This window comes from Yersinia sp. J1, from assembly GCF_050586585.1.
Lineage (GTDB): Bacteria > Pseudomonadota > Gammaproteobacteria > Enterobacterales > Enterobacteriaceae > Yersinia > Yersinia entomophaga.
Window position 1 is genome coordinate 247,021 of record NZ_JBOBDP010000001.1, and the last position, 26,304, is coordinate 273,324.

Sequence of the window (26,304 nt, forward strand, 5' to 3'; positions counted from 1 at the left end):
AATAACTTGTTATTAACGGGCAAATTAACCTTACTGCCAAGGATGGACGGCGAGGCATGTGAAACAACCCCATTAGGCAGGATGCCCGATGGACGTTAAACTTAAGAATCCTGAAGATTATTAACATGACAGAATCTTTTGCTCAACTCTTTGAAGAATCCCTGAAAACAATTGAAACACGTCCGGGCTCTATCGTCCGTGGTGTTGTTGTTTCTATCGATAAAGATATCGTACTGGTTGACGCCGGTCTGAAATCCGAATCCGCAATTCCAGCAGAACAGTTCAAGAACGCGCAAGGCGAACTGGAAATTCAGGTTGGCGACGAAGTTGACGTTGCACTGGACGCAGTTGAAGATGGCTTCGGTGAAACTCAGCTGTCCCGTGAGAAAGCTAAGCGCCACGAAGCATGGCTGACTCTGGAAAAAGCTTTCGAAGTTGCTGCAACTGTAATCGGCGTGATCAACGGTAAAGTGAAGGGCGGCTTCACAGTCGAACTGAACGGCATCCGTGCGTTCCTGCCAGGTTCACTGGTTGACGTGCGTCCAGTTCGCGATACTCTGCATCTGGAAGGCAAAGAGCTTGAGTTCAAAGTCATCAAGCTGGATCAGAAACGCAACAACGTAGTTGTTTCTCGTCGTGCCGTTATCGAATCAGAAAACAGCGCAGAACGCGATCAATTGCTGGAAAACCTGCAAGAAGGCATGGAAGTTAAAGGTATCGTTAAGAACCTGACTGACTACGGTGCATTCGTTGATCTGGGCGGCGTTGATGGCTTGCTGCACATTACTGACATGGCTTGGAAACGCGTTAAGCATCCAAGCGAAATCGTCAATGTGGGCGACGAAATCACTGTTAAAGTGCTGAAGTTCGACCGCGAACGTACTCGTGTATCCCTGGGCTTGAAACAGCTGGGCGAAGATCCATGGGTTGCTATCGCTAAACGTTACCCAGAAAGCACTAAGCTGACTGGTCGTGTAACCAACCTGACTGATTACGGCTGCTTCGTAGAAATCGAAGAAGGCGTTGAAGGTCTGGTACACGTTTCTGAAATGGATTGGACCAACAAAAACATTCACCCGTCTAAAGTTGTTAACGTAGGCGACGTAGTGGAAGTTATGGTTCTGGACATCGATGAAGAACGTCGTCGTATTTCTCTGGGCCTGAAACAGTGCAAATCTAACCCATGGCAGCTGTTTGCAGAAACTCACAACAAAAACGACCGCGTTGAAGGTAAAATCAAGTCTATCACTGACTTCGGTATCTTCATCGGCTTGGACGGCGGCATCGACGGCCTGGTTCACCTGTCTGACATCTCCTGGAACGTTGCAGGCGAAGAAGCAGTTCGTGAATACAAGAAAGGTGACGAGATCGCAGCTGTTGTTCTGCAAGTTGACGCAGAGCGCGAGCGCATCTCCCTGGGCGTGAAACAACTGGCAGAAGACCCGTTCAATAACTACCTGTCTATGAACAAGAAAGGTGCTATTGTTACTGGTAAAGTAACTGCAGTTGACGCTAAAGGTGCTACAGTTGAATTGGCAGGCGGCGTAGAAGGTTACCTGCGTGCTTCTGAAGCAACTCGTGACCGCGTTGAAGATGCAACGCTGGTACTGAACGTAGGTGATGAAGTTGAAGCCAAATATACTGGCGTTGACCGTAAAAACCGCGTAATTAGCCTGTCTGTTCGTGCGAAAGACGAAGCTGATGAGAAAGATGCAATCGCTACTGTTAACAGTAAGCCAGAAGAAAGCAACTTCTCTAACGCTATGGCTGAAGCGTTCAAAGCTGCAAAAGGCGAGTAATAACGGGGGGCGGTTTCTCCGCCCCTATACGGTAGTTTAGCTGCAAAGCTTGGAGGTAATATGACCAAGTCTGAACTTATTGAAAGACTTGCTGGCCAGCAATCTCATGTACCGGCGAAGGCCGTTGAGGATGCAGTGAAAGAAATGCTTGAACATATGGCTGGAACATTAGCCGAAGGTGAGCGCATTGAGATCCGCGGATTTGGCAGTTTTTCTCTTCACTACCGTGCTCCGCGTGTTGGTCGTAATCCGAAAACTGGCGATAAAGTAGAGTTGGAAGGTAAATACGTTCCGCACTTTAAGCCGGGTAAAGAATTACGTGATCGCGCTAATATCTACGGTTAAGTTGTTCGCAACCAGCCGGGTTATTGCTTGTGAAAATATGAAACGGTGCCTTTATGGCGCCGTTTTTCTTTTTATAATCATCGAATTCTGATAAAAACCTCTTTGCCAAATAACGCCTTTATTTCCAGCTCACTTATCCTGCACTGAATTAAAAACTCGTTTTTTAAGTTAATCCTTCCCCCTGTATTCACTTTCACTCTGAGTTAAACCAATCATCCGCTGTTTTCCTCACGTTATTTCTTTCTAACTAGTCACTATTTTTTGAAGTTTGTCGCAATTCCATTTGGGTATTTGCAACCGCTGAAACTCGCTTTCGAGGCTCCTCGGAGGATTTAGTCTTGATGCTGGTAAAGCACGCTTTAATACTGAAAATACGCTTAGCGGCAGGATGCTGTGAAAAGACCAATAGCTAATTATCAAAGGATGATTTTTTACTGTGTTATCAATCGATCGATGTGCTGGGGCGTTAATTATAGGTTTGCTACCACTGATGTTTATCCCACGCTTACCGGGTACTGTGCCAGTTTTATTATTGCTGTTTACCGCCATTATCCTGTGGCTTAGCGGTTATAAAAACGCTCGGTTTGCGGCTTTGCCAATATTGAGCTTTTTATGGGGAAACTGGCAGGCTGCCGGTCTGGTGAATCAAATAGAGTATATGGTTCAGGGAGATAAGTTGATCGTTGCTACTGTCGCCAGCATTTCTTTAATTAGCCATAGGGAGGAGAGCGCCAGAATGCTATTGAAAATCGAGCAGGCAGATGGTCGTCGAGTCTTTCCACCGGTTTCCGTTTCGGTCCATTGGCCAAAAAAATGGCCTGCATCCTGTTCTGGCCAGCGCTGGCAGCTAAAGATCCGCATGAGGCCAGTACACAGCTTGCTTAATGAAGGCGGATTCGATAGCCAACGTTGGGCAATGGCCAATCGACGGCCTCTGACCGGGCGAATTATCACTGGGCGGATGTTGGAGGGGAATTGTCATTTACGGCAGGACATCATCTCTAGAACAGATCGGCAATTGCAGTCCTATAGTCAGAGGTCCTTGCTATTAGCGCTGGCTTTTGGCGAGCGGGGGGAATTATCACTACAGCAGTGGGAGACTTTGCGAAAAACCGGCACTGCGCATCTTATGGCTATTTCGGGTCTACATATTGTTATGGCGGCGTTATTTGGCCGTTTATTAGCGAGAGCGATTCAATATTTATTTCCGACGCGCTGGATAGGCCCCTTATTGCCATTACTTTGCGGGTGGCTGCTCGCATTAACCTATGTTTGGCTAGCGGGTGCTAACCCACCGGCATTGCGGGCAGGATTGGTTTTAACGCTGTGGTTAGCTTTACGGCTGTTTGGCGTTCTATCCAGCCCTTGGCAGGTTTGGCTATGGGCGGTGGCACTGATACTGCTTAGTGAGCCTTTAACACTGCTATCAGACAGTTTTTGGTTATCCTGTATGGCAGTACTGAGTTTGCTGTTTTGGCTGCACTGGGTTCCACTACTTTCCCCATTTCTAACGAAAAATCGCTATGCCTGGCCACTCCGCCTGGCGCATTTACAATTTGGGATGATGTTGTTACTCATGCCGTTGCAAATGCTCCTATTTCATGGCATTAGCCTATCCTCGTTTCCCGCGAATTTATGGGCGATGCCAATAGTGTCATTTATCACCGTTCCCTTGGTGTTAGTAGCATTGGTATTTTCATTTTTCTCCTCATTTGCGGAAGTCTTCTGGTCGTTGGCCAATAGCTCGCTAGAGATCGCTATGCTGCCTTTAAACAACTTAAAAGCAGGCTGGCAGCACACTGGCGAAACGGCGATGGCGATTGGCTGTCTAGGCTGGCTGGGCGTAGTGATATGGCGTTTTCGGTGGTGGCGTTTATATCCTTTCGCCGTTATTGCTCTCTGCATCAATTTGATTCTTATCGCTCAACGGCGAGATACCCACCGATGGCGAGTTGATATGCTGGATATTGGACATGGTTTAGCCATCGTTATAGAGCGGGAACGCAGGGCGGTGATATTTGATACCGGTAATCGCTGGAGGACGGGCAGCATGGCGGAAAAAGCGATTTTGCCGTATCTCAAATGGCGAGGTTTAACGGTGGATCATATTATTCTGAGTCACGATCATTTGGATCATTCCGGCGGGTTAGAGTTGATTCGCGCTGCCTTTCCTATGGCTAAAGTGAGGGCACCTTTTCCCATAAAGAATATTGAACCCAATAGGGGGTTATTACCCTGTCGGCGAGGGGATCGCTGGCAGTGGCAGCAGCTTGATTTTGAGGTGCTCTGGCCGCCACAATTGACCGAAAATGCGCAAAACGACGATTCCTGTGTCATTCGCATTTCAGAGGGCAAGCATAGTCTGCTGCTTACCGGAGATATTGAAAGGAAAAGCGAGCGACAGCTGGTTAAAACATCCCGCCATAAATTGCGGTCTACGTTGCTACAGGTTCCACATCATGGGAGCAATACCTCGTCTATCGCTCCTTTTCTCCGCGCGGTACAGCCTGAATTAGCTATGGCATCGGCATCACGTTATAACCAATGGCACTTGCCAGCGAAAAAAGTCATCAATCGTTACAAAGAAAATGGGATTATCTGGCGTGATACATCGCGCTCTGGGCAGCTCAGTATCTCTTTCTCAGACCATGATTGGCAGATTAAAGGTTATAGAGAACAATTATTTCCCCGTTGGTACCACCAGCGATTTGGTGTTGGGGGCCATAATGAGTAGAATAGGCCGCTATTTCTTCTGGTACTGGTATTTGAATGATGAATGATAAAGATCTCTCCACCTGGCAGACCTTCCGTCGCCTTTGGCCGATGATCGCTCCTTTTAAAACCGGTCTTATCGCTGCGGCGATAGCGCTAATTCTGAATGCGGCCAGCGATACCTTTATGCTGTCGTTGTTAAAACCGTTGCTGGATGATGGTTTTGGTAAGTCGAACAGTTCTATCCTGATGTGGATGCCACTGGCCATTATTGGATTGATGTTGGTTCGCGGGATCAGCGGTTTTATCTCCAGCTACTGTATTTCATGGGTTTCGGGCAAAGTGGTGATGCATATGCGCCGCCGCCTGTTTAGCCATATGATGGGCATGCCAGTATCTTTTTTCGATCAACAATCTACAGGCACATTGCTGTCGCGGATTACTTATGATTCCGAGCAGGTGGCTTCTTCTTCTTCCAGCGCGTTGATTACCGTAGTGAGAGAAGGTGCGTCGATTATCGGCCTGTTTATCATGATGTTTTATTACAGCTGGCAGCTGTCGCTGATTTTAATCGTTATTGCGCCGATCGTTTCCATCGCTATTCGCATGGTATCCAAGCGCTTCCGTAATATCAGTAAGAATATGCAAAGCACCATGGGGCAGGTGACGACCAGCGCTGAGCAGATGCTGAAAGGGCATAAAGAAGTATTGATCTTCGGCGGTCAAAAAGTAGAAACCGAACGTTTTGATACCGTGAGTAACCGGATGCGTCAGCAGGGCATGAAAATGGTTTCTGCCTCTTCTATTTCCGATCCTATTATTCAGTTGATTGCTTCATTTGCGCTGGCATTTGTGCTTTATGCTGCCAGTTTCCCAAGCGTGATGGAAACGCTGACTGCCGGTACTATTACCGTGGTTTTCTCTTCCATGATTGCCTTGATGCGTCCGTTGAAGTCTCTGACTAACGTCAACGCCCAGTTCCAACGCGGTATGGCGGCCTGTCAGACGTTATTCAGTATTCTGGATATGGAACAGGAAAAAGACGACGGCAAATTAGAAATCGATCGCGTAAATGGGGATATCGATTTCCGTAATGTGACCTTTAAATACCCAGGCAAAGAAACGCCAGCGCTGATAGATATCAATATGCATATCGAAGCCGGTAAAACCGTAGCCTTGGTAGGGCGTTCAGGCTCGGGTAAATCAACGATTGCTAACCTGATTACTCGTTTTTATGACGTCAGCTCCGGCAGTATCCTGATGGATGGCCACGACCTGCGGGAATACAAACTTAGTTCTCTGCGTAATCAGGTGGCGCTGGTTTCGCAAAACGTACATCTATTCAACGATACCGTCGCTAATAACATTGCCTATGCCAGAGATGAACAATATACCCGCGCAGAGATAGAAAAAGCGGCGCGCATGGCCTATGCCATGGACTTTATTGAGAAAATGGATAACGGTCTGGATACGGTGATTGGTGAAAACGGCGTGATGCTTTCTGGTGGTCAGCGCCAGCGTATTGCTATTGCCCGCGCATTACTGCGTGACTGCCCGATTCTGATTTTGGATGAAGCGACTTCGGCTTTGGATACTGAATCTGAGCGAGCTATTCAGGCGGCGTTGGATGAATTGCAGAAAAACCGCACCTCGTTGGTGATTGCTCACCGTCTGTCGACGATTGAAAAAGCCGATGAAATTCTGGTTATTGAAGACGGCCGCATTATCGAACGTGGGGAACACAGCGAGCTGCTCGCTCGTCAAGGCGCCTATGCTCAGCTTAGCCGCATGCAGTTTGGCCAATGATTGAGCGTATCTGGTCAGGCGAATCGCGACTGTATTGGCTGTTATTACCGCTATCCTGGCTGTACGGTGGGATTAGCTGGTTGATAAAAAGCAGTTATCGACTGGGTTTGCGTACTAGCTGGCGTTCCCCTGTACCCGTCGTGGTGGTGGGGAATCTGACTGCTGGTGGCAACGGCAAGACGCCAGTCGTTATCTGGCTGGTGGAGCAACTGCGGCTGCGGGGTCAACGCGTTGGCGTTGTTTCTCGTGGTTACGGTGGAAAAGCCGATAGCTACCCGTTGGTGCTGAATGAAAATACACCAACGACGCAGGCTGGCGATGAGCCGGTGTTGATATTCCAACGTACCGGTGCGCCTGTAGCCGTTGCGCCGAAACGCTCGGAGGCGATTCAGGCTCTGCTAAAAAACCATGCTCTTGATGTGATTATCACTGACGATGGTTTACAGCATTATGCTTTGCAACGAGATTTCGAAATTGTGGTGGTGGACGGCGTTCGTCGATTTGGTAACGGCTGGTGGTTGCCTGCCGGGCCAATGCGTGAAAGGCCTGAGCGATTGGCATCCGTGGATGCCATTATCACGAACGGCGGAACCGCGGCTGCGGGAGAAGTGCCAATGCTGCTAAAAGCGGGGCATGCGGTGAATATTCTGACTGGTGAGCAATTGCCTGCTGAACAGCTAAAGAATATCGTTGCCATGGCTGGTATCGGGCATCCGCCACGCTTTTTCCGAACCTTACGTCAATTAGGGGTTACGATAGAGAAAGAACACGCTTTTGCTGATCATCAGGATTTTTCGCTGTCCCAGCTCCAGAGTCTGACCAGTGATAGTCAAACCCTGTTAATGACCGAGAAAGATGCGGTTAAATGCTGCAAGTTTGCTCAGCCTAATTGGTGGTATCTGCCGGTAACGGCAGAATTACCGCCAGCACAGACCGAGCAATTATTGGCTCGGATTATTTCGCTACGTAGCGCTGACGATTAGCGCATCACCTAATCCGATAAAATCTCAGGCAAACCTAGAATCTGAGCACAGGCCGCTATCGAGCGGCGCTGTGTATCTTCATACAGTGCCAGTTCATCGATAACCGGCGTGCCTAAATCTCGCTCAAACGCTTCCCGACTGGAGTGTTCGCTAAAGTGCGTGCGCGCTTTATCTCCCAGGTTCGACTGAAATATTCCTGCGGCACTGACTGGCAGAAAATCCTCATACACCAAAGGTTCAAAGTCGATATAACCGCTATTGATAAGATCGTCGAGAGAAGCACTGTTGCGGTTTTTTAGCTCGATATCTGGCATTTTCCCCGTTGGAAAATAGCGGTAGAAGGCCAGTTTCTGCGAGCGCATCGCCTCGTGATCATCAGGGAAGGCGCTAAAGTGATGAGACAGCAGTGCCATATACCTATTGGCATTTTTCTCACAGGCGGGCTGTTGCAGTTCATCCTGTGCGGCTTGTAATAAGCGATCGTATAATGCACGCCCTTTGGCGGTTAGAGCGGAGCCACGCTGTTCGATTTCGCCGAAACGTGCAGTATGCTTACCCTGAATGCTCTGTCCATTTGCTTGTGGGAAAGCAACCTGCTCTTCCAACGCTTTGAAACTGGTTTGGCGCAGCAAAATAGGGCAGCGGCGGGCTGGCGGGCCTTCGATTACCGCTTTAGGCGTAATACTATGCTCCGGCATTGCTCGTTGAACGGCGTCGATATCCAGCGTTCGTGGCGTTAAATGATTAATGTGCGGCCCTTTAAATGCGACTACGTCGGCAATCAGGCGGTGCTGGTCGTGCAGGCGTTGATATATCTCGGCGCTCACGGTCGCAGCATTGTGCCAGCGGAAAGTTTCTAAAGCCTGAGTGATAAAGTCGTCAGCTTCTTGCCGAGTCAAACCGCCAGCGATTTCATGACGTTTAATCAGCTCAAGAGCGCGTGGAGTAAAAATAGTGCGGCGCGCCAGTATTTCCGCCGCTAGCTGACGTAATTCCGGTTGTTCGATCAGTTCCAGCCGCAGCAGGGAAGTGAATACCCTAAACGGGCTGGCCTGAAGCGATGTCTCGTGGATGGCGCGAAACGCGGTGGAATGTACTGGCACTCCCGCTGGAGCCAGATCGTAATAGGCCACAGGAACCATGCCCATCACAGCAAACAGGCGGCGTAACATCGCTAGTTCGGCGGCGGTTCCGACGCGGATTGCGCCGTGCCGCTCCATATTCAGCCGCTCAATTTCGCCAGTGCGGGCTAAGTGTTTTTTCAGTTCCGGATGTTCAGCTATCGCCTGCTGATTGGTTTGGGCAACAATCTGCAATAGGGTGCTGTAAAGAGGAACTTCAGTTTGGTACATCTCGGACATGGCACGAGAGAATCCAGCGCGAATCTGATCTGGCTGAATCAGCTGTGGGGTGTTCATAATAGGGTAACTCCTTTTATCGTCTATATTTTTTACTGTTTTTCTTAGTACGAAAATGGCTTAGAAAAAATAGGGATACATCAACGCTAAGCTGCCTTTTAGTCTAGGCAGGAAACGCAGAGTCGAGGACAACCCGCAGGAGAATATTGAGGAATTATGCGCCAGCTCTCATTGATTCTTATTTCGGCAATAAAATAGAAGAGAAAATAGTTGCGCGGCTATTTATTTTATGCGTTAATAGCCGCTGCCTGTGATGCAGACCTATTTATGTGTAAGCGTGTGTAGTGAGAGTATAAAGAGTACTAGCAGTTCCTCCCAAGCCGTTATCATTTGATTCCGCTTCAAAGACGAACCTTCTAAGAATCTCCGGTAAACAACTTCCATAAGTAACGTTCCTGAATACAGTCCAGCTATTTTAGATAGCAATAAGTGCCTTATGGCGAGTTATAAATATTTTTGAAGGTAAAGTTTATGTCTAAGAAGACTGGTCAAGTTAAATGGTTCAACGAAAGCAAAGGTTTTGGTTTTATTGAACAAAACGACGGTGGCAAAGATGTATTCGTACATTTCTCTGCAATCGCCACTGACGGATTCAAAACTCTGGCTGAAGGCCAGCGTGTAGAATACACCGTTGAAGACAGCCCGCGCGGGCCGGCTGCTGCAAACGTTGTTGCTCTGTAATTCAGAGATTAATAATGTTTAAAATATTTTAGGATAAAAAATGGTAAAGCAAATGCGCTAACCGTTGACCTGAATATTTAAAAATTCTAAGACCCGCATTATGCGGGTTTTTTCATTAATTCAAGCTCATAGAGGTTTAATCAAAAAACTTTAGGATGGGCAACTGCATCTAAACAATAAATAAAAATGAGTTGTTAGGATGCCCAGTAAAAGGAAATTTATTATGACGTTAAAAATGGGTCGGGTGAAATGGTTCAACCAGCTGGAAGGCTACGGTTTTATTTCGCCACTCGATGGTGGGCTGGATGTTTATGTCAGCAAAATGGCAATTGCCAACACCAAAAATAAATCACTAAGTGAAGGACAAAACGTAGAGTTCTCCACTTACAAAAGTATTCACGGGCCTTCTGCGGCCGATGTGATTGCTTTCTAAAGCAAACGGCTACCAAGGTAGCCGTTTGTATTTTACCGATACTGCGATATGCGATGGTAATACAGGTGCTCTTTATTTGGTTAATTAAAATCTGAATTTTATTCGATTCTTAACGACTAAAGTTAGCGAACATCGCGATGATTTTATGAAACAGTTTCATCTTCAATCCAAGAAATACATTGTGTGATGTAAGTCACAAAATTCTACTCCCCGTATTTCAACATATCAATAACATTCACCGAAAAATGCCATTTTTCTTTGTTGCCGTTCTTGATGAGTTATCGCTCGCAGTAATGGAATATTGAGTTGGTTAACCTGCCTGAGTGGATATGCTATTCTCTTACGCTTTCCTGCTGTCGATAGCTCCACGTCCTCGGAGGGTGTATGGATCACCGTTTACTCGAAATCGTTGCTTGCCCAGTGTGCAATGGCAAACTGTATTTTAATAAAGAAAATCTGGAGTTGGTGTGCAAAGCCGACAATCTGGCTTACCCCGTTCGCGATGGCATTCCGGTTTTGCTGGAGAATGAAGCGCGCGCCCTTTCCGTTGATGAGAAGCACGCATGAGTTTTATCGCGATTATTCCTGCTCGTTATGCTTCAACCCGGCTGCCGGGTAAACCGCTGGCGGACATTGGCGGTAAGCCGATGGTGGTACATGTGATGGAGCGCGCACTGGAGTCTGGTGCCAGTCGGGTGATTGTCGCCACCGATCATGATGACGTGGTTCGTGCCGTGCAGGCCGCAGGCGGCGAAGTTTGTCTGACTCGCGCCGATCATCAGTCCGGTACTGAGCGGCTGGCCGAAGTGATTGAACGCTACGGTTTCGCTGATGACGATATTATTGTCAACGTACAAGGCGATGAACCGCTCATTCCTCCGGTGATTATCAGCCAGGTAGCTAGCAATCTGGCGGCTTCCAGCGCCGGTATGGCGACATTGGCGGTGCCAATTGAAAGCAGCGAAGAAGCTTTTAATCCCAACGCAGTGAAAGTGGTGATGGATGCTCAGGGCTACGCGCTGTATTTCTCCCGCGCGGCGATTCCGTGGGAAAGAGAGCGTTTTGCTCAGTCTAAAGACAGCATCGGTGACTGCTTCTTACGTCACATCGGGATTTACGCTTATCGCGCCGGTTTTATTCGCCGCTATGTTAATTGGGCGCCAAGTAAGCTGGAACAGATCGAGCTGCTCGAACAACTGCGGGTTTTATGGTACGGAGAGAAAATTCACGTTGCCGTGGCGAAAGCCGCGCCGGCGGTGGGCGTAGATACCCAGGAAGACCTGCAAAAAGTACGGGATATTCTACTCAATAAATCAAGTAGATAGAAAGTCGCGCTGAAACCCTAGGTCGATTGTAAAACCAAAATTGTAAAAAGATAGCAAAACCAAACGCCGGAGTGCTGGTCACCCGGCGTAATTATTTCCCCGCCTTTTTGTTGTTTGCCCGCTTTTGTTTGATCTGCATTCTGGAAATATCCCCAAGCTCATCTCATTATGGTGTTCTACCGCAATCGTCATTCTGCTGTCAGTCATAATGGGCAAACCTAGTATGGAACAGTTAAAGGCCGAATTAAGTATTGTATTGGGTGAATCCATTACCCGGCTTGAATGTGTCAGTGAGCAGCCTTATGCCCATTTGTTTGCAATTTATGACAAACAGGGGCACGCGATCCCGTTATTGGCGAAAAGCTATGTTTGTCAGGGCATTGCCCAGCAGGAGGCCTATAAACTGTCGATGCTGGCGCGGGACGGAGATATTCGTTTACCTACGGTCTATGGTTTGGTGATGACCCATCAGACTCCTTACAAAGAAATTCTGCTAATGGAACGACTAAGGGGCGTCTCAGTGGAAGCGCCCCCACGGACGCCAGAACGCTGGAATGTATTGATGGATCAAATCGTTGAAGGCGTACTGGCCTGGCATCGCATTGATAGCCACGGCTGCGTCGGCAATGTAGACAGTATGCAGGAAAATGATTGGTTTAGCTGGTATCAACAGCGGGTAGAGGTGTTATGGTCCAGTTTAAGCAACCTCAGCTCACCGCTAGTCACTCTGGACGACCGTGCCGTTTTATACCGTTCTAGGGCGGGATTATCTCAGCTTTTTGCCGATTTTGACGACAGTTGCGTGCTGATTCACGGTAATTTAACTCTGAGAAGTATGCTGAAAGATCCCCGTAGCGATCAGTTATTAGCGATGTTAAATCCCGGCTCGGTGCTGTGGGCTCCGCGCGAATACGATCTTTTCCGTCTGAGCGAAGAAGGGATGCCAAGCCAGCTATTGTACCGCTATTTGCAGAAAGCCCCGGTTTCTGAGGCTTTTGTCTACCGCCGCTGGCTGTACACGCTTTGGGAATTAGTCGGACGATTTATTCACACCGGCTATTTCGACCGGCCACTGTTTGATCGCGCAGCCAGCCAACTATTGCCTTGGCTTGCCTGATTTCCCTTTCCTTAGGGTTAATGACTTGGAGCGTCGGCGGGGGATTTCACCCATTGCCAGAGTTTCCCTAAGGTTTCGTACCAGGCACGTTCACTGTGATAAAGATAGCTGGCGGCGGGAATAGCGCGTTCCCAGCTGTGTAACGGGCTGGTAATGGCTAATTGATTTGCTGGGGCGGGAATAGGATGTAATCCCTTGGCAGTAAAGAAATTAATGGCGCGCGGCAGGTGATTAGCCGAAGTGACCAACAGGAAAGGTTTATCTCCCACCAGAGTGGCCACGTCTGCCGCTTCTTCTTCGGTATCTTTCGGTTTTTCCAACATCACAATATCACTGCTCGCTACGCCCAGACTTTGAGCAACCTGCGCAGCGGTTCGGGCGCTGCTTTGCGAAGCGGGGCCAAAGCCGCCGGTAAATACCAGTTTGCTGCCCGGATGCTGTAAATACAGTCGAATACCTTCAGTGACTCTTGGCAAACTATTGGGAAATAAATTCGCGCTGGGTGCCCAATTCGGATTAAAGGTATAGCCGCCACCGAGGACAACAATGTAATCTACCCGATCATTACCCTGATAAGTGGCATACTTATTTTCGATAGGTAGCAATAAACGATCGGCCACGGGTTGCAGGCTAATAAGCAATAATACTAACCAGCTTAGGGTGAGCAGCGCCTTGCCACTTTTTTGCCAGTGGGTAAACCATAATAGGATTAAAGCCAAACCTATTAATATAAGTAAAAGTGGTAGCGGCATTAATAACCCGCCAAGGAACTTTTTTAGGGTGAATAGCATGAAAAAGTGAACCTTTTGGCTGAAAAAACGGCATCCGGGCGGGATTACTGCCCAAGAAGATTTATTCTACGTCTGGCTGTGCCAAAATAGCATATTTGGGGCGAACTCTTTTTCCCCTGTCGTTATATACCCGCGAAGTTTCGTACCCTGGCTTACAGGCGATAGAGCGAAAGTGAAAAGGTATAGATTTCATTAACGGAGCAGTTGTCCATGCAGCAGGATCGCAATTTCGATGATATTGCCGAAAAATTCTCGCGTAATATCTACGGCACGACGAAGGGAATGATTCGTCAGGCCGTGGTTTGGCAAGATATCACCGAGCTGTTGACACAGTTGCCGCAGCGACCGCTAAGGATTCTCGACGCGGGCGGTGGTGAAGGACATATGGCCTCTCAGTTGGCTGCCCTTGGACATCAGGTAATGTTGTGCGACCTTTCCGGCGAGATGATTCAGCGCGCGCAGGCGGCTGCGCAGGAAAAAGGTGTGAGCCACAACATGCAATTTATACAAAGTGCGGCTCAGGATATCACCCAACATTTGGAACAGCCGGTTGATCTGGTATTGTTTCACGCGGTGTTGGAGTGGATTGCGGAACCCGAAGAGGTTTTACAGGTACTTTGTGATGCATTAACCCCCGGCGGCGCCCTGTCCCTGATGTTTTTCAATTCAAACGGCCTGGTGATGCGAAACGCCGTGTTGGGTAACTTCCAACTGGCTACGCCTGATGTGAAAAGACGCCGCCGACGTTCTCTGTCGCCGCAGTATCCTTTGGACCCGCCTAAGGTTTATGGCTGGCTTGAGCAAATGGGGATGACCATTAGCGGCAAGACGGGAGTGCGGGTGTTCCACGATTACTTAAAGAACAAACAGCAGCAGGTGGAAGAATTTGCTGAGCTACTGGCGCTGGAACAGCGCTATTGTCGGCAGGAACCCTTTATTAGTTTGGGGCGCTACGTGCATGTTATGGCGTTTAAGCCGAACCTGAAGGACCAACTATGAGTGAATTTTCCCAGACAGTACCCGAACTGGTCGCCTGGGCGCGAAAAAATGATTTCTCGATTTCGCTGCCAACGGAGCGTTTGGCATTTATTCTGGCCATTGCCACCTTAAACGGTGAGCGGTTGGACGGCGAAATGAGCGAAGGCGAGCTGATCGATGCGTTTCGTCACGTCAGTAAAGGCTTTGAACAAACCCACGAAACCGTTGCCGTACGGGCCAATAACGCCATTAATGATATGGTTCGGCAGCGTCTTCTTAACCGATTCACCAGCGAACTGGCGGATGGCAATGCCATTTACCGACTAACGCCGCTGGGCATCGGCATTACCGATTATTATATTCGTCAACGTGAATTCTCTACGCTGCGTCTTTCCATGCAGTTATCTATTGTGGCGCAAGAGTTACAGCGCGCGGCGGAAGCGGCAGAAGAGGGCGGCGACGAATTCCACTGGCATCGTAACGTCTTTGCCCCGCTGAAATATTCCGTCGCAGAAATCTTCGATAGCATCGATATGACCCAGCGCCTGATGGATGAGCAGCAAAACAGCGTGAAAGAAGATATCGCCGCTTTGCTCAATCAGGACTGGCGCGCGGCGATTGCCAGCTGTGAGCTGTTGTTGTCTGAAACTTCCGGTACCCTGCGCGAGCTGCAAGATACGCTGGAAGCCGCCGGGGATAAATTACAGGCTAATCTACTGCGTATTCAGGAAGCTACTATCGGTAATGCAGGTTTGGATCTGGTTGATAAGCTGGTGTTTGATTTGCAAAGCAAACTGGATCGCATTATTAGCTGGGGACAGCAGGCCATCGATCTGTGGATCGGTTACGATCGCCACGTGCATAAATTTATTCGTACCGCTATCGATATGGATAAAAACCGCGTATTCGCTCAGCGTTTACGTCAGTCGGTACAGAATTACTTTGATAACCCGTGGACACTGACCTACGCCAACGCCGACCGCATGCTGGATATGCGTGATGAAGAACTGGCTCTGCGTAGTGAGGAAGTGACCGGGGAACTGCCGCCGGATCTCGAATTTGAAGAGTTCAACGAAATCCGCGAACAAATTGCCGCCATGATTGAACAGGCGCTGCTGGTGTATCAACAACAGCAGATACCGCTTAATCTGGGGGAAGTGATGCGCGATTATCTTGCGCAATATCCGCGTGCTCGTCATTTTGACGTGGCTCGTATCCTGGTCGACCAGGCGGTTCGCCTCGGTGTGGCCGAAGCCGATTTTTCAGGGTTACCGGCGGAATGGCTGGCGATTAATGATTACGGAGCCAAGGTGCAGGCACATGTCATCGACAAATATTGAGTTAGTAATGCCAGTTAAACTGGCGCAGGCATTGAGCAATTCGCTGTTTCCTGCATTGGACAGTCAGCTGCGAGCTGGCCGACATATTGGCATAGATGAGTTGGACAACCACGCCTTCCTGATGGATTTTCAGGATCAGTTGGAAGAATTTTATACCCGCTATAACGTTGAGCTGATTCGTGCGCCGGAAGGTTTCTTCTATTTGCGTCCGCGTTCAACCACGCTGATCCCGCGTTCGGTCTTGTCCGAACTGGACATGATGGTGGGTAAAATTCTGTGCTATCTCTATCTCAGCCCGGAACGTCTGGCTCACGAGGGGATTTTCAGCCAGCAGGAAATGTATGAAGAGTTGCTGAGTCTGGCGGATGAGAGCAAGTTGCTGAAGTTTGTTAACCAGCGCTCTACCGGTTCCGATCTGGATAAGCAAAAGTTGCAGGAGAAAGTCCGTACTTCTCTCAACCGCTTACGTCGTTTAGGTATGCTCTACTTTATGGGCAACGACAGCAGCAAATTCCGTATTACTGAAGCGGTATTCCGTTTTGGTGCCGATGTGCGCAGCGGCGATGACCCGCGGGAAGCGCAGTTACGTATGATTCGTGATGGCGAAGCGATGGCGGTGGAAAACAGTCTGTCGCTGCAAGACGATAACGACGAGAACGAATCAACCCAGGCGAATGCCGCGGAAAGTGCAGAGGATGAACAGGAATGATTGAACGCGGTAAATTTCGCTCACTCACGCTGGTAAACTGGAACGGTTTCTTTGCCCGCACCTTCGATCTGGATGAGTTGGTTACTACGTTGTCCGGCGGTAACGGAGCCGGTAAATCCACCACCATGGCGGCTTTCGTGACGGCATTGATTCCCGATCTGACTTTGCTGCATTTCCGTAACACCACCGAAGCCGGTGCCACCAGCGGTTCCCGCGATAAAGGGTTACACGGGAAACTGCGTGCCGGGGTGTGTTATTCCACGCTGGATGTGATCAATTCCCGTCACCAGCGCGTGGTGGTCGGGGTGCGCTTGCAGCAGGTGGCCGGTCGCGATCGTAAAGTTGATATCAAACCTTTCACCATTCAGGGCTTGCCAACGGCGATTCAGCCGACGCAGATCCTCACCGAAGTGGTAGGCGAGCGTCAGGCGCGAGTGCTTTCTCTGCAAGAGCTGAAAGAGCGTGTGGAAGAAATGGAAGGGGTGCAGTTTAAGCAATTTAACTCCATCACCGATTATCACTCCCTGATGTTTGATTTGGGTGTGATTCCAAAACGCCTGCGTTCTTCTGCCGATCGCAGCAAGTTTTACCGATTGATTGAAGCCTCTCTGTATGGCGGGATTTCCAGCGCCATTACCCGCTCGCTGCGCGACTATCTGTTGCCGGAAAACAGTGGCGTGCGTAAAGCCTTCCAGGACATGGAAGCCGCGCTGCGGGAAAACCGCATGACGCTGGAAGCGATTCGCGTGACTCAATCGGATCGTGATCTGTTCAAGCATTTGATTTCCGAAGCCACTTCCTACGTGGCGGCGGATTATATGCGTCACGCCAACGAGCGCCGGATTCACCTGGACGGCGCGTTAGTGCTGCGCCGCGATTTACTTAGCAGCCGCAAGCAGTTGGTGACTGAGCAGTATCGTCACGTAGAAATGTCCCGCGAGCTGGCGGAACAAAGCGCCGCTGAATCCGATTTGGAAACCGATTATCAGGCCGCCAGCGACCACCTGAATTTGGTGCAAACGGCGATGCGTCAGCAGGAAAAAATCGAGCGTTATCAGAGCGATTTGGAAGAGTTGACTTACCGCTTGGAAGAACAGAACGAAGTGGTGGCCGAAGCCAGCGAACAGCAGGCGGAAAACGAAGCCCGTGCGGAAGCGGCCGAGCAAGAAGTGGATGAGCTGAAAAGCCAGCTGGCAGATTATCAGCAGGCGCTGGATGTGCAGCAAACTCGCGCCATTCAGTATCAGCAAGCTTTACAGGCTTTGGAGCGCGCGCGCGCGCTGTGTCAGATCCCGGATTTGACTGCTGACAACGCCGAAGATTGGCTGGACACTTTCCATGCTAAAGAGCAGGAAGCTACGGAATCGCTGCTGTTGCTGGAACAAAAGCTCAGCGTGGCTGATGCGGCGCACAGTCAGTTTGAACAGGCTTATCAGCTGGTGGTTAATATTGCCGGTCAGGTGAGCCGCAGCGAAGCCTGGCAGACCGCACGGGAATTATTGCGTGATTGGCCGTCGCAGCAACATCTGGCGGAGCGAGTACAACCGCTGCGTATGCGTTTGTCTGAGCTGGAGCAGCGCCTGCGTTCTCAGCAGGATGCCGAGCGTCTGTTGCAGGAGTTCTGTAAGCGTCAGGGCCAGGTTTATCAGCCTGAAGAGCTGGAAGAATTACAGCGTGAGCTGGAGCAAAAAGTTGAGGAATTGTCCCTCAGCGTGTCCGATGCCGGTGAACGCCGCATGGAAATGCGCCAGGAACTGGAACAGATTAAGCAGAAAATTCAGACGCTAACCAGCCGTGCGCCCATCTGGCTTGCGGCGCAGGACGCACTGAATCAACTGAGTGAGCAAAGTGGGGTATCGCTGGAAGACAGCCGTCAGGTGACGGAATACATGCAGCAACTGCTTGAGCGCGAACGTGAAACTACCGTTGAGCGCGATGAAGTCGCGGCACGTAAACGTCAGATTGAAGCGCAAATTGAGCGTCTGAGCCAGCCAAGTGGTGCGGAAGATCCGCGCATGGTGGCGTTAGCCGAGCGTTTCGGCGGCGTATTGCTGTCTGAAATCTATGACGATGTCACTATCGACGATGCGCCGTACTTCTCCGCGCTCTACGGTCCATCTCGCCACGGTATCGTGGTACCGGATCTGTCGCTGGTTCGCGATCAGTTGGTGGGGCTGGAAGACTGTCCGGAAGACTTGTATCTGATCGAAGGAGACCCGCAGTCCTTTGATGACAGCGTATTTGCCGTCGAAGAACATGAAAAAGCGGTGGTGGTGAAAATCGCCGATCGCCAATGGCGTTATTCCCGCTATCCGGAAGTGCCGCTGTTTGGCCGCGCGGCGCGGGAAAATCGTCTGGAAACCCTGCACGCCGAGCGTGACAGTCTGGCGGAACGTTATGCCACGCTTTCCTTCGACGTACAGAAAACCCAGCGCGCCCATCAGGCATTCAGCCGCTTTATTGGTTCTCATCTGGCGGTGGCTTTCGATGCGGATCCAGAAGCTGAAATTCGCCTGCTGAATACCCGTCGCGGTGAAATTGAGCGCGCTCTGAGTGCTCACGAAGATCAAAATCAGCAGCAGCGTCAGCAGTTTGAACAGGCTAAAGAAGGCATTGCGGCGCTGAATCGACTGATTCCGCTGGTGTCTTTGCTGCTTGACGACGCTTTGCAGGATCGGGTGGAAGAAATCAGCGAAGAGTTGGCTGAAGCGCAGGAAGCGGCGCGTCATATTCAGCAGCACGGTAATGCTCTGATCAAGCTGGAGCCTTTACTGGCGGTGCTGCAAAGCGATCCGCAGCAGCATGAACAGCTGAAAGAAAGCTATATTCAGGCGCAAAACAGTCAGCGTCAGGCCAAGCAGCAGGCCTTTGCCTTAACGGAAGTGGTTCAGCGCCGGGCTCACTTCAGCTATACCGATTCTGCCGGTATGCTGAATGAAAACTCCGATCTGAACGACAAACTGCGTCAACGTCTGGAGCACGCGGAAGCCGATCGTACTCGCGCTCGCGAGCAATTACGTCAATACCAGACCCAGTTCACTCAGTACAGTCAGGTACTGGCGTCACTGAAAAGTTCTTATGATGCTAAGCGGGATATGCTCAAAGAGCTGACCCAGGAATTGCAGGATATTGGCGTTCAGGCCGATGCGAATGCAGAAGCGCGTGCGCGAGCTCGTCGCGATGAATTGCATGCGGCGCTCAGCACCAACCGTTCACGTCGTAATCAGCTGGAAAAACAGTTGACCTTCTGTGAAGCGGAAATGGATAGCCTGCAAAAGAAACTGCGCAAACTGGAGCGAGATTATCACCAGATTCGCGAGCAGGTGGTGAATGCCAAATCCGGCTGGTGCGCGGTGATGCGCATGGTGAAAGATAACGGCGTCGAGCGTCGCTTACATCGTCGTGAACTGGCGTATATGGACGGCGAAGAACTGCGTTCGATGTCGGATAAAGCCCTAGGCGCACTGCGTCTGGCAGTATCTGATAACGAACATCTGCGCGATGTGCTGCGTCTGTCGGAAGATCCGAAGCGTCCGGAACGCAAAATTCAGTTCTATATCGCGGTTTACCAGCATCTGCGCGAGCGTATTCGTCAGGATATTATTCGCACCGACGATCCGGTTGAAGCCATTGAACAGATGGAAATCGAGCTGGGTCGCCTGACCGAAGAACTGACTGCCCGTGAACAAAAACTGGCAATTAGCTCCAAAAGTGTGGCGAATATCATCCGCAAAACCATTCAGCGCGAGCAGAACCGTATTCGTATGCTGAACCAAGGCTTGCAGGCGGTTTCCTTCGGACAGGTGAAAAGCGTGCGGTTGAACGTGAATGTACGAGAAGCCCATGCCACTTTACTGGATGTGCTGTCTGAGCAGCAGGAGCAGCATCAGGATCTGTTTAACAGCAACCGTCTGACCTTCTCGGAGGCGCTGGCCAAACTGTATCAACGCCTGAACCCGCAAATGGATATGGGGCAGCGTTTGCCGCAAACCATCGGTGAGGAGCTGTTAGATTACCGTAACTACCTTGAGCTGGAAGTTGAAGTTTTCCGTGGCGCAGACGGTTGGCTACGCGCGGAGAGCGGGGCGTTGTCTACCGGTGAAGCTATCGGTACCGGTATGTCTATTCTGGTGATGGTGGTGCAGAGTTGGGAAGAGGAATCTCGTCGCCTGCGCGGGAAAGATATTTCTCCTTGTCGCTTGCTGTTCCTTGATGAAGCCGCACGACTGGATGCGAAATCTATTGCGACGCTGTTCGAGCTGTGTGAACGATTGGAAATGCAATTAATTATCGCTGCGCCGGAAAATATCAGTCCGGAAAAAGGCACCACCTATAAACTAGTGCGTAAAGTTTTCCAGAATCATGAGCATGTTCATGTGGTTGGATTACGCGGTTTCGCCAATGATTTACCGGCTATCGCGACAACACAGACAGAAATACTGCAATAACTTCGGAATTAACTGAGGCGTAAATAAATGAAAATGGCCGCTAACAGACGGCCATTTTTTATAGCTTAAATAAAATGAGCTTCCATTTTATCGATGTGAGAAATCTGTTAGCGTAAAGAATCGATTTACTTTGTCGTATAAATAAGTCAAATATCATTTCTGTTTGTATAATAAAACTTATTAGTAATGGTCACGACAAACTATGACGTACTTAGATGAGCATACCGGGGGCATAGAATGTCGCTAGAAAAGAGAAATTCACTACGGCCATTAGCCCTATATTGCGCACTTATCTGTAGCCAGATACCTATGTTCAGCGCTTCAGCCACTGCACCGACTTTGCCCGTCGACTCTGCGGCTTTGCCCGTGGAGACAGGAACCATGTCGGTAGCGCAGAGCCGCTCTAAACTGCTGGCCGTGCTGCCAAAAAATATCACGCCTTATTACGCTTCCAATCTGGCGGAGCTATATGCGTCTAACCAGATGCGGCCGATGTGGCAGGATCGTCTGGCGGTAAAGAGATTTCAGCAGCAATTAGCTGAACTAGCGATGTCCGGCATTCAGCCGCAGTTTATGCAATGGGTAAAATGGTTGAGCGACCCGGAAGTCAAAGGAATGGCGCGAGATGTGATTCTGTCAGACGCAATGTTGGGCTACCTGCACTTTGTGTCAGGCGTTGGCGCCAACGGCAGCGTTTGGCTCTATAGCAACGTCCCTTACAAAATGGCCATGCCGCCTGCCACGATACTGAACCGTTGGCAGCAAGCCATACGCGAAGGCAATACTGCCGCCTACCTTTCGACTTTGGTACCACAGCATCCGCAGTATGAAAAGATGCATCAGGCGCTGAAAACCATGCTGGCCGACAATCGTCCTTGGCCGCAGTTTACCGGCGCGGCGACGTTGCGCCCTGGTCAGCTTAGCGATGATATTCCTGCGCTGCGAGAAATACTGGATCGCAGTGGCATGCTAAACGCCGCTCCAGCCGCTCCGGTTAAGTCGCCGGAAGTGATTCCGATGGATAATCCTTCGGTCGCCGCAGTTAACGACGATTTATCCGTCGATGAAGAAAAAACTCGTGCGCAGGCTCATTCGCTGGTAGTTAGCCCGGCGGCGGCCCCGATCTCTGAAATGGTCACTTCTCCGCAGACTCCGGTAGCTAAACATTCCGGCAGTGCGCTGAGCGTGACCGACAATCAATACACCGAAGATCTGGTCGCGGCGGTAAAACGCTTCCAGCAATGGCAAGGTCTAACCGATGATGGCGTGATTGGTCCGAGAACCCGCGAATGGCTCAACGTTTCTCCGCAAATGCGAGCCAGTCTGCTGGCGTTGAATATTCAGCGGCTGCGTATTCTACCGGGGCAGATCGACACGGGCATCATGGTGAATATCCCGAACTATTCGCTGAGTTACTACCAGAATGGTACTGAAGTATTGTCGTCACGCGTGATTGTCGGCCGACCTAGCCGTAAAACGCCGCTGATGAGTAGCGCGCTAAATAATGTGGTGGTCAATCCGCCGTGGAACGTGCCAACCTCACTGGTGCGTCAGGATATCGTGCCGAAAGCGCGCAATGATTCCAGTTATTTCCAGCGTCACGGCTATACGGTGTTATCTGGCTGGAGCAATGATGCGGAAGTTATCGTTCCTTCAATGATTGATTGGAGCACGATCTCGCCGAATAACTTCCCGTACCGCCTGCGTCAGGCGCCAGGAGCGTCTAACTCCCTGGGGCGTTATAAATTCAATATGCCAAGTTCTGATGCCATTTATCTGCATGACACACCGAACCACGGCCTGTTCCAGAAAGATATTCGGGCATTAAGCTCCGGCTGTGTGCGCGTGAACAAGGCCTCCGATCTGGCCAATATGCTGTTGCAGGATGCGGGTTGGAACAATGCGCGGATATCATCCACGTTAAAACAAGGGGATACCACTTACGTGAATATTCGTCAGCGTATTCCGGTGCAACTGTATTATCTGACGGCGTGGGTTGCGGACGATGGTAAACCTCAATTCCGCACAGATATTTACAATTATGATAAAACGGTGAGATCGGGTGCACAAATCACACCACAAGCAGAGCTTTTAATACAATAAATGCAGTAAAACTCAATAACTAATGGTCTGAATACTTGGTTGTCTGACAGGCGCTCATTTTTGCGAGCGCCTAGGAACCTTCGCCTCACGCGGGTTGACTGGTTTTCCGCGGGCGGTTATGGTTCGGGGCGGTGCGTTTTGCGCTTACTTTTGACATTATTGCCGGGTAGAAACGATCATGGATAAAATCGACAATCATCGCCGCAAGTGGCTAACCTTAGGCGGGACAGCGCTGGGCCTTTCGCTGTTACCAGGGCACGCATTCGCGACCCTTTCTACTCCCCGCCCACGGATCTTGACCTTAAATAACCTGAATACAGGTGAGTCTATCAAAGCCGAATTTTTTGACGGCAAAGGTTACAATAAAGAAGAATTGAGTCGCTTAAATCATATTTTCCGCGATTATCGTGCCAACAAAGTTAAGCCCATTGACCCACGCCTGTTTGATCAACTCTACCGCTTACAAGGTCTGCTTGGTACCACCAAGCCGGTACAGCTTATTTCTGGCTACCGTTCGCTAAATACCAATAATGAAATGCGTGAACATAGCCGAGGCGTCGCCAAACATAGCTTCCACACCTTGGGTAAAGCGATGGATTTCCATATCGAAGGTATTCAGCTAAGTAATATCCGTAAAGCGGCATTAAAAATGCGTGCAGGTGGTGTAGGATATTACCCACGTAGTAACTTTGTGCATATTGATACCGGGCCGGCGCGGACCTGGTGATCAGCAATATTCAGCCAGTGGGATAGCTTTATCGGTTAGGCCACTGGAGTTGGAGCCTTATGAAATATCATATTATTCCGGTAACGGCGTTCAGCCAAAATTGTACTTTGATTTGGTGTGATGCAACATTGCAGGCTGCTTTGGTCGATCCCGGTGGCGACGCCGAAAAAATCATTGCTGAAGTGCGTCGTTTGGGCGTCACGGTCACGCAGATCCTGTTAACTCACGGCCATTTAGATCACGTTGGCGCGGCGGCAGAACTGGCCGAATTCTATCAGGTGCCTATCATCGGGCCGGAAAAAGAAGATCGTTTTTGGCTGGAAGGCTTGCCAGCACAGAGCCGTATGTTCGGTCTGGGGGAGTGTCAGTCGTTTGAGCCAACGCGTTGGTTGGAAGAAGGTGATGAGATAAATGTGGGCGAAATGCGGTTATCGGTGCTTCATTGTCCGGGGCATACCCCGGGGCACATTGTCTTTATCAACCCGCAGGCGAGGTTAGCCTTAACCGGCGATGTGATTTTCAAAGGCGGCGTTGGTCGTAGTGATTTCCCACGCGGCGATCATCAGCAGTTGATCGACTCCATCAAACAGAAGCTACTGCCTTTGGGTGATGATATGGCGTTTATTCCCGGTCACGGCCCGATGTCTACCCTTGGCCATGAACGGCAGAGCAATCCGTTTATTATCGACGAACCGGCCATTTGGTAAATGGTTCTACCCTGCAGTAGATGTTCTAAAGGCGCCGATTGGCGCCTTTTTAAATGTGTTTTGATCGAATAAGGTAAACCCGAGTATTTTCCTCAAGAAACGATAAATAAATTTGTGTAATATCCGCAGCGAACAATACTAACAGTAGTATGGTCTCGAATGATGTTGGGCTAACCTCGAAGATTAATTTATTAGCCAGCTTTACCGTAGAGGAAATAAATAACAATCATTTTTTCTTATAGCAGCTTTATAGTCGTTTCATGGAATTTACTATGCCATTTCGTCGTTCCAGTTTAAGAAAGTTGTTGCCCCGATTGGGACTATCCTTTTTGGTGTTGCTGCTGTTTATCCTATTTGGTGCTGGCGTTATTTATGTGCAGACAGTTAATAATATGCACTCAGACGCCGAAACTAAGTTAAAGCATGCTCGGCAAATGATTGACCGTATTTTTGATAATGCTCATCTTGCCGCGACTCGGGTACAGGGCAGTCTAGGGCAACCTTGCTTACAGGTAGTTCAAAATTTACGCGATCAGGTGGCTACAATTCCCGACGTCCGCTCGGTAAATTTAACTCGACGGGGCAATCAGATTTATTGCACTTCCCTTTATGGCCCTTATGACGATTACGTCAATTCATCGGCTTACGTTGATGGTCAGTTATACCTGATGTCGGGAAATAAAGTGACGCCTTCACGACCGGTGGTGATATACCGGCAGGTGGCCGGGGACTACAGCACCCTGGTTGGCATTGATGGTTATTACTTACATAATATTCTTAACCTGCTGAGCGGGGATATACAGCTCAGATTGATTATCGGCGATCGTTGGATGGATGCCGCGGGAAATACCCATGCAGGTAACCCATTGCATAAAAACATGCCGTTGACTCTTGCTTCGGAAAAATATGCGTATTCCATCTCAACTACCCTGACTCATGGCCAGTATCTAGCCTATGCCTGGCAATATGCCACCGGCAGCTTAATATTTTTCCCTCTGTTAGGTTTTATTTCCGCGTTTCTGGTATTCCGTTTGTGCGGAAAATCCTCTTCGCCGATGCAGATACTCAATCTTGCGTTGGAAAACGGGGAGTTCGTGCCTTACCTGCAACCGGTAGTGACTGGGAAAGGGGAGCACTGTATCGGTTGCGAAGTGCTAATGCGTTGGCATAACCCAACTCATGGCATGATTCAGCCAGACCGTTTTATTCCTCTGGCAGAAGATAGCGGATTAATTGTGCCGATGACACGCTCTATTATGCAGCAGGTCAGCAGTATGTTTGCTCCTTATGCCAGCCAGCTACCGGATGATTTCCATTTTGGTTTCAATATCAGTGCCGACCATTGTCGTGATTTAAGTCTGGTAGATGACTGCCGCGCATTTATTGCCGCCTTTGCAGAAAAGCCTATCAATATTACGCTGGAACTGACCGAGCGGAAATTGATTGTTGCCGATGAAATTACCGATCGTTTGTTCGCTGAACTGCATGCCTTAGGCGTATTTATTGCCATAGATGACTTTGGTACCGGCCACTCTAGTCTGGTGTATCTGCAAAAATTCAAAGTAGACTTCCTGAAAATTGACCAGAGCTTCGTTGGAATGATCGGTTCTGATGCGTTATCCAGCATCATCGTGGAGAATGTCATCGATCTGGCAACGAAAATGGGGTTGATGACGATAGCGGAAGGGGTGGAAAACGAAACGCAGGCGCGTTATCTGCAAGCGTGTAATGTTGACTATCTACAGGGTTATCTATTTGGCCGGCCAATGCCTATGGCTGAGTTTATCGAAAAAAATATCAATCAGGCGACCTTCGAAGAAGCGGCGTCGGAGCTAAAACCTAAAAAGGGTGCCTAAGGCACCCTTTAACCACAATCCACTGA

At 49.6% G+C, this 26,304-nt stretch carries 20 protein-coding genes; 18 read left to right on the forward strand and 2 right to left on the reverse strand.

All coding sequences use genetic code 11. The features are described from left to right. The first annotated feature begins 125 nt into the window (after positions 1–125). The 5 genes from rpsA to lpxK all read left to right on the forward strand — a co-directional run bounded on the left by rpsA (position 126) and on the right by lpxK (position 7,645). Positions 126–1,799, forward strand: coding sequence for a 30S ribosomal protein S1 (rpsA, locus tag ACQ4OC_RS01095; RefSeq protein WP_049596508.1), 1,674 nt, complete (start codon positions 126–128; stop codon positions 1,797–1,799). Between the two features lie 60 nt (positions 1,800–1,859). Further along, on the forward strand, positions 1,860–2,144 hold the full coding sequence (gene ihfB, locus ACQ4OC_RS01100; RefSeq protein ID WP_049596507.1) for an integration host factor subunit beta: 285 nt from the start codon (positions 1,860–1,862) through the stop codon (positions 2,142–2,144). Positions 2,145–2,634: 490 nt separating this feature from the next. Next, positions 2,635–4,878: a ComEC family protein gene (locus ACQ4OC_RS01105; RefSeq protein ID WP_430970857.1), complete on the forward strand. Its 2,244-nt coding sequence runs from the start codon at positions 2,635–2,637 to the stop codon at positions 4,876–4,878. A 35-nt stretch (positions 4,879–4,913) separates the two neighbouring features. Continuing rightward, positions 4,914–6,662 carry a lipid A ABC transporter ATP-binding protein/permease MsbA gene (gene msbA, locus ACQ4OC_RS01110; protein WP_430970858.1) on the forward strand — a complete coding sequence of 583 codons (1,749 nt, stop codon included), beginning with the start codon at positions 4,914–4,916 and terminating at the stop codon, positions 6,660–6,662. Further along, complete coding sequence (gene lpxK / locus ACQ4OC_RS01115) at positions 6,659–7,645, forward strand: tetraacyldisaccharide 4'-kinase (RefSeq protein ID WP_064512902.1); 987 nt, start codon at positions 6,659–6,661, stop codon at positions 7,643–7,645. Before msbA ends, lpxK begins: the two co-directional genes overlap by 4 nt. Positions 7,646–7,653: 8 nt before the next feature. On the opposite strand, the gene hglS is transcribed toward lpxK, so the two are convergent. Beyond that, a complete protein-coding gene (hglS, locus tag ACQ4OC_RS01120) occupies positions 7,654–9,063 on the reverse strand; it encodes a 2-oxoadipate dioxygenase/decarboxylase HglS (RefSeq protein WP_430970859.1) in 1,410 nt (469 codons plus the stop codon). 471 nt (positions 9,064–9,534) lie between these two features. Between hglS and cspE the strand changes: the two genes are divergently transcribed. The 5 genes from cspE (at position 9,535) to ACQ4OC_RS01145 (ending at position 12,619) form a co-directional block, all read left to right on the forward strand. Continuing rightward, complete coding sequence (gene cspE, locus ACQ4OC_RS01125; protein WP_004717375.1) at positions 9,535–9,744, forward strand: transcription antiterminator/RNA stability regulator CspE; 210 nt, start codon at positions 9,535–9,537, stop codon at positions 9,742–9,744. A gap of 223 nt (positions 9,745–9,967) precedes the next feature. Beyond that, complete coding sequence (locus ACQ4OC_RS01130; protein ID WP_049596502.1) at positions 9,968–10,177, forward strand: cold-shock protein; 210 nt, start codon at positions 9,968–9,970, stop codon at positions 10,175–10,177. A 384-nt stretch (positions 10,178–10,561) separates the two neighbouring features. After that, the gene (locus ACQ4OC_RS01135; RefSeq protein ID WP_004717378.1) at positions 10,562–10,744 is read left to right on the forward strand and encodes a Trm112 family protein; all 183 of its coding nucleotides are present in this window, start codon (positions 10,562–10,564) and stop codon (positions 10,742–10,744) included. Then, positions 10,741–11,502: a 3-deoxy-manno-octulosonate cytidylyltransferase gene (gene kdsB, locus ACQ4OC_RS01140; protein WP_430970860.1), complete on the forward strand. Its 762-nt coding sequence runs from the start codon at positions 10,741–10,743 to the stop codon at positions 11,500–11,502. Before ACQ4OC_RS01135 ends, kdsB begins: the two co-directional genes overlap by 4 nt. A 223-nt stretch (positions 11,503–11,725) precedes the next feature. Next, on the forward strand, positions 11,726–12,619 hold the full coding sequence (locus ACQ4OC_RS01145; protein ID WP_064518209.1) for a YcbJ family phosphotransferase: 894 nt from the start codon (positions 11,726–11,728) through the stop codon (positions 12,617–12,619). A gap of 17 nt (positions 12,620–12,636) precedes the next feature. On the opposite strand, the gene elyC is transcribed toward ACQ4OC_RS01145, so the two are convergent. Next, complete coding sequence (elyC, locus tag ACQ4OC_RS01150; protein ID WP_064512909.1) at positions 12,637–13,410, reverse strand: envelope biogenesis factor ElyC; 774 nt, start codon at positions 13,408–13,410, stop codon at positions 12,637–12,639. Between the two features lie 210 nt (positions 13,411–13,620). On the opposite strand from elyC, the gene cmoM reads away from it, so the two are divergent. The 8 genes from cmoM to ACQ4OC_RS01190 all read left to right on the forward strand — a co-directional run bounded on the left by cmoM (position 13,621) and on the right by ACQ4OC_RS01190 (position 26,278). Further along, positions 13,621–14,409 (forward strand): tRNA uridine 5-oxyacetic acid(34) methyltransferase CmoM, encoded by a 789-nt coding sequence (gene cmoM, locus ACQ4OC_RS01155; RefSeq protein WP_120806102.1) that lies wholly within the window; start codon positions 13,621–13,623, stop codon positions 14,407–14,409. After that, positions 14,406–15,728 (forward strand): chromosome partition protein MukF, encoded by a 1,323-nt coding sequence (gene mukF / locus ACQ4OC_RS01160; RefSeq protein WP_049596498.1) that lies wholly within the window; start codon positions 14,406–14,408, stop codon positions 15,726–15,728. The genes cmoM and mukF overlap by 4 nt, the downstream gene beginning before the upstream one ends. Next, positions 15,709–16,437, forward strand: coding sequence for a chromosome partition protein MukE (gene mukE / locus ACQ4OC_RS01165; protein WP_064512911.1), 729 nt, complete (start codon positions 15,709–15,711; stop codon positions 16,435–16,437). Before mukF ends, mukE begins: the two co-directional genes overlap by 20 nt. Further along, on the forward strand, positions 16,434–20,885 hold the full coding sequence (mukB, locus tag ACQ4OC_RS01170; RefSeq protein ID WP_430970861.1) for a chromosome partition protein MukB: 4,452 nt from the start codon (positions 16,434–16,436) through the stop codon (positions 20,883–20,885). Before mukE ends, mukB begins: the two co-directional genes overlap by 4 nt. A gap of 237 nt (positions 20,886–21,122) precedes the next feature. Then, entirely contained in the window at positions 21,123–22,988 is a 1,866-nt protein-coding gene (gene ldtD, locus ACQ4OC_RS01175; RefSeq protein WP_430970862.1) for a L,D-transpeptidase, read from the forward strand. Between the two features lie 178 nt (positions 22,989–23,166). Further along, positions 23,167–23,715, forward strand: coding sequence for a YcbK family protein (locus ACQ4OC_RS01180; protein ID WP_064512917.1), 549 nt, complete (start codon positions 23,167–23,169; stop codon positions 23,713–23,715). Between the two features lie 59 nt (positions 23,716–23,774). Next, on the forward strand, positions 23,775–24,422 hold the full coding sequence (locus ACQ4OC_RS01185) for an MBL fold metallo-hydrolase (RefSeq protein ID WP_064512919.1): 648 nt from the start codon (positions 23,775–23,777) through the stop codon (positions 24,420–24,422). Positions 24,423–24,694: 272 nt separating this feature from the next. Then, positions 24,695–26,278 (forward strand): EAL domain-containing protein, encoded by a 1,584-nt coding sequence (locus ACQ4OC_RS01190; RefSeq protein ID WP_084414269.1) that lies wholly within the window; start codon positions 24,695–24,697, stop codon positions 26,276–26,278. Positions 26,279–26,304 lie beyond the last annotated feature (26 nt).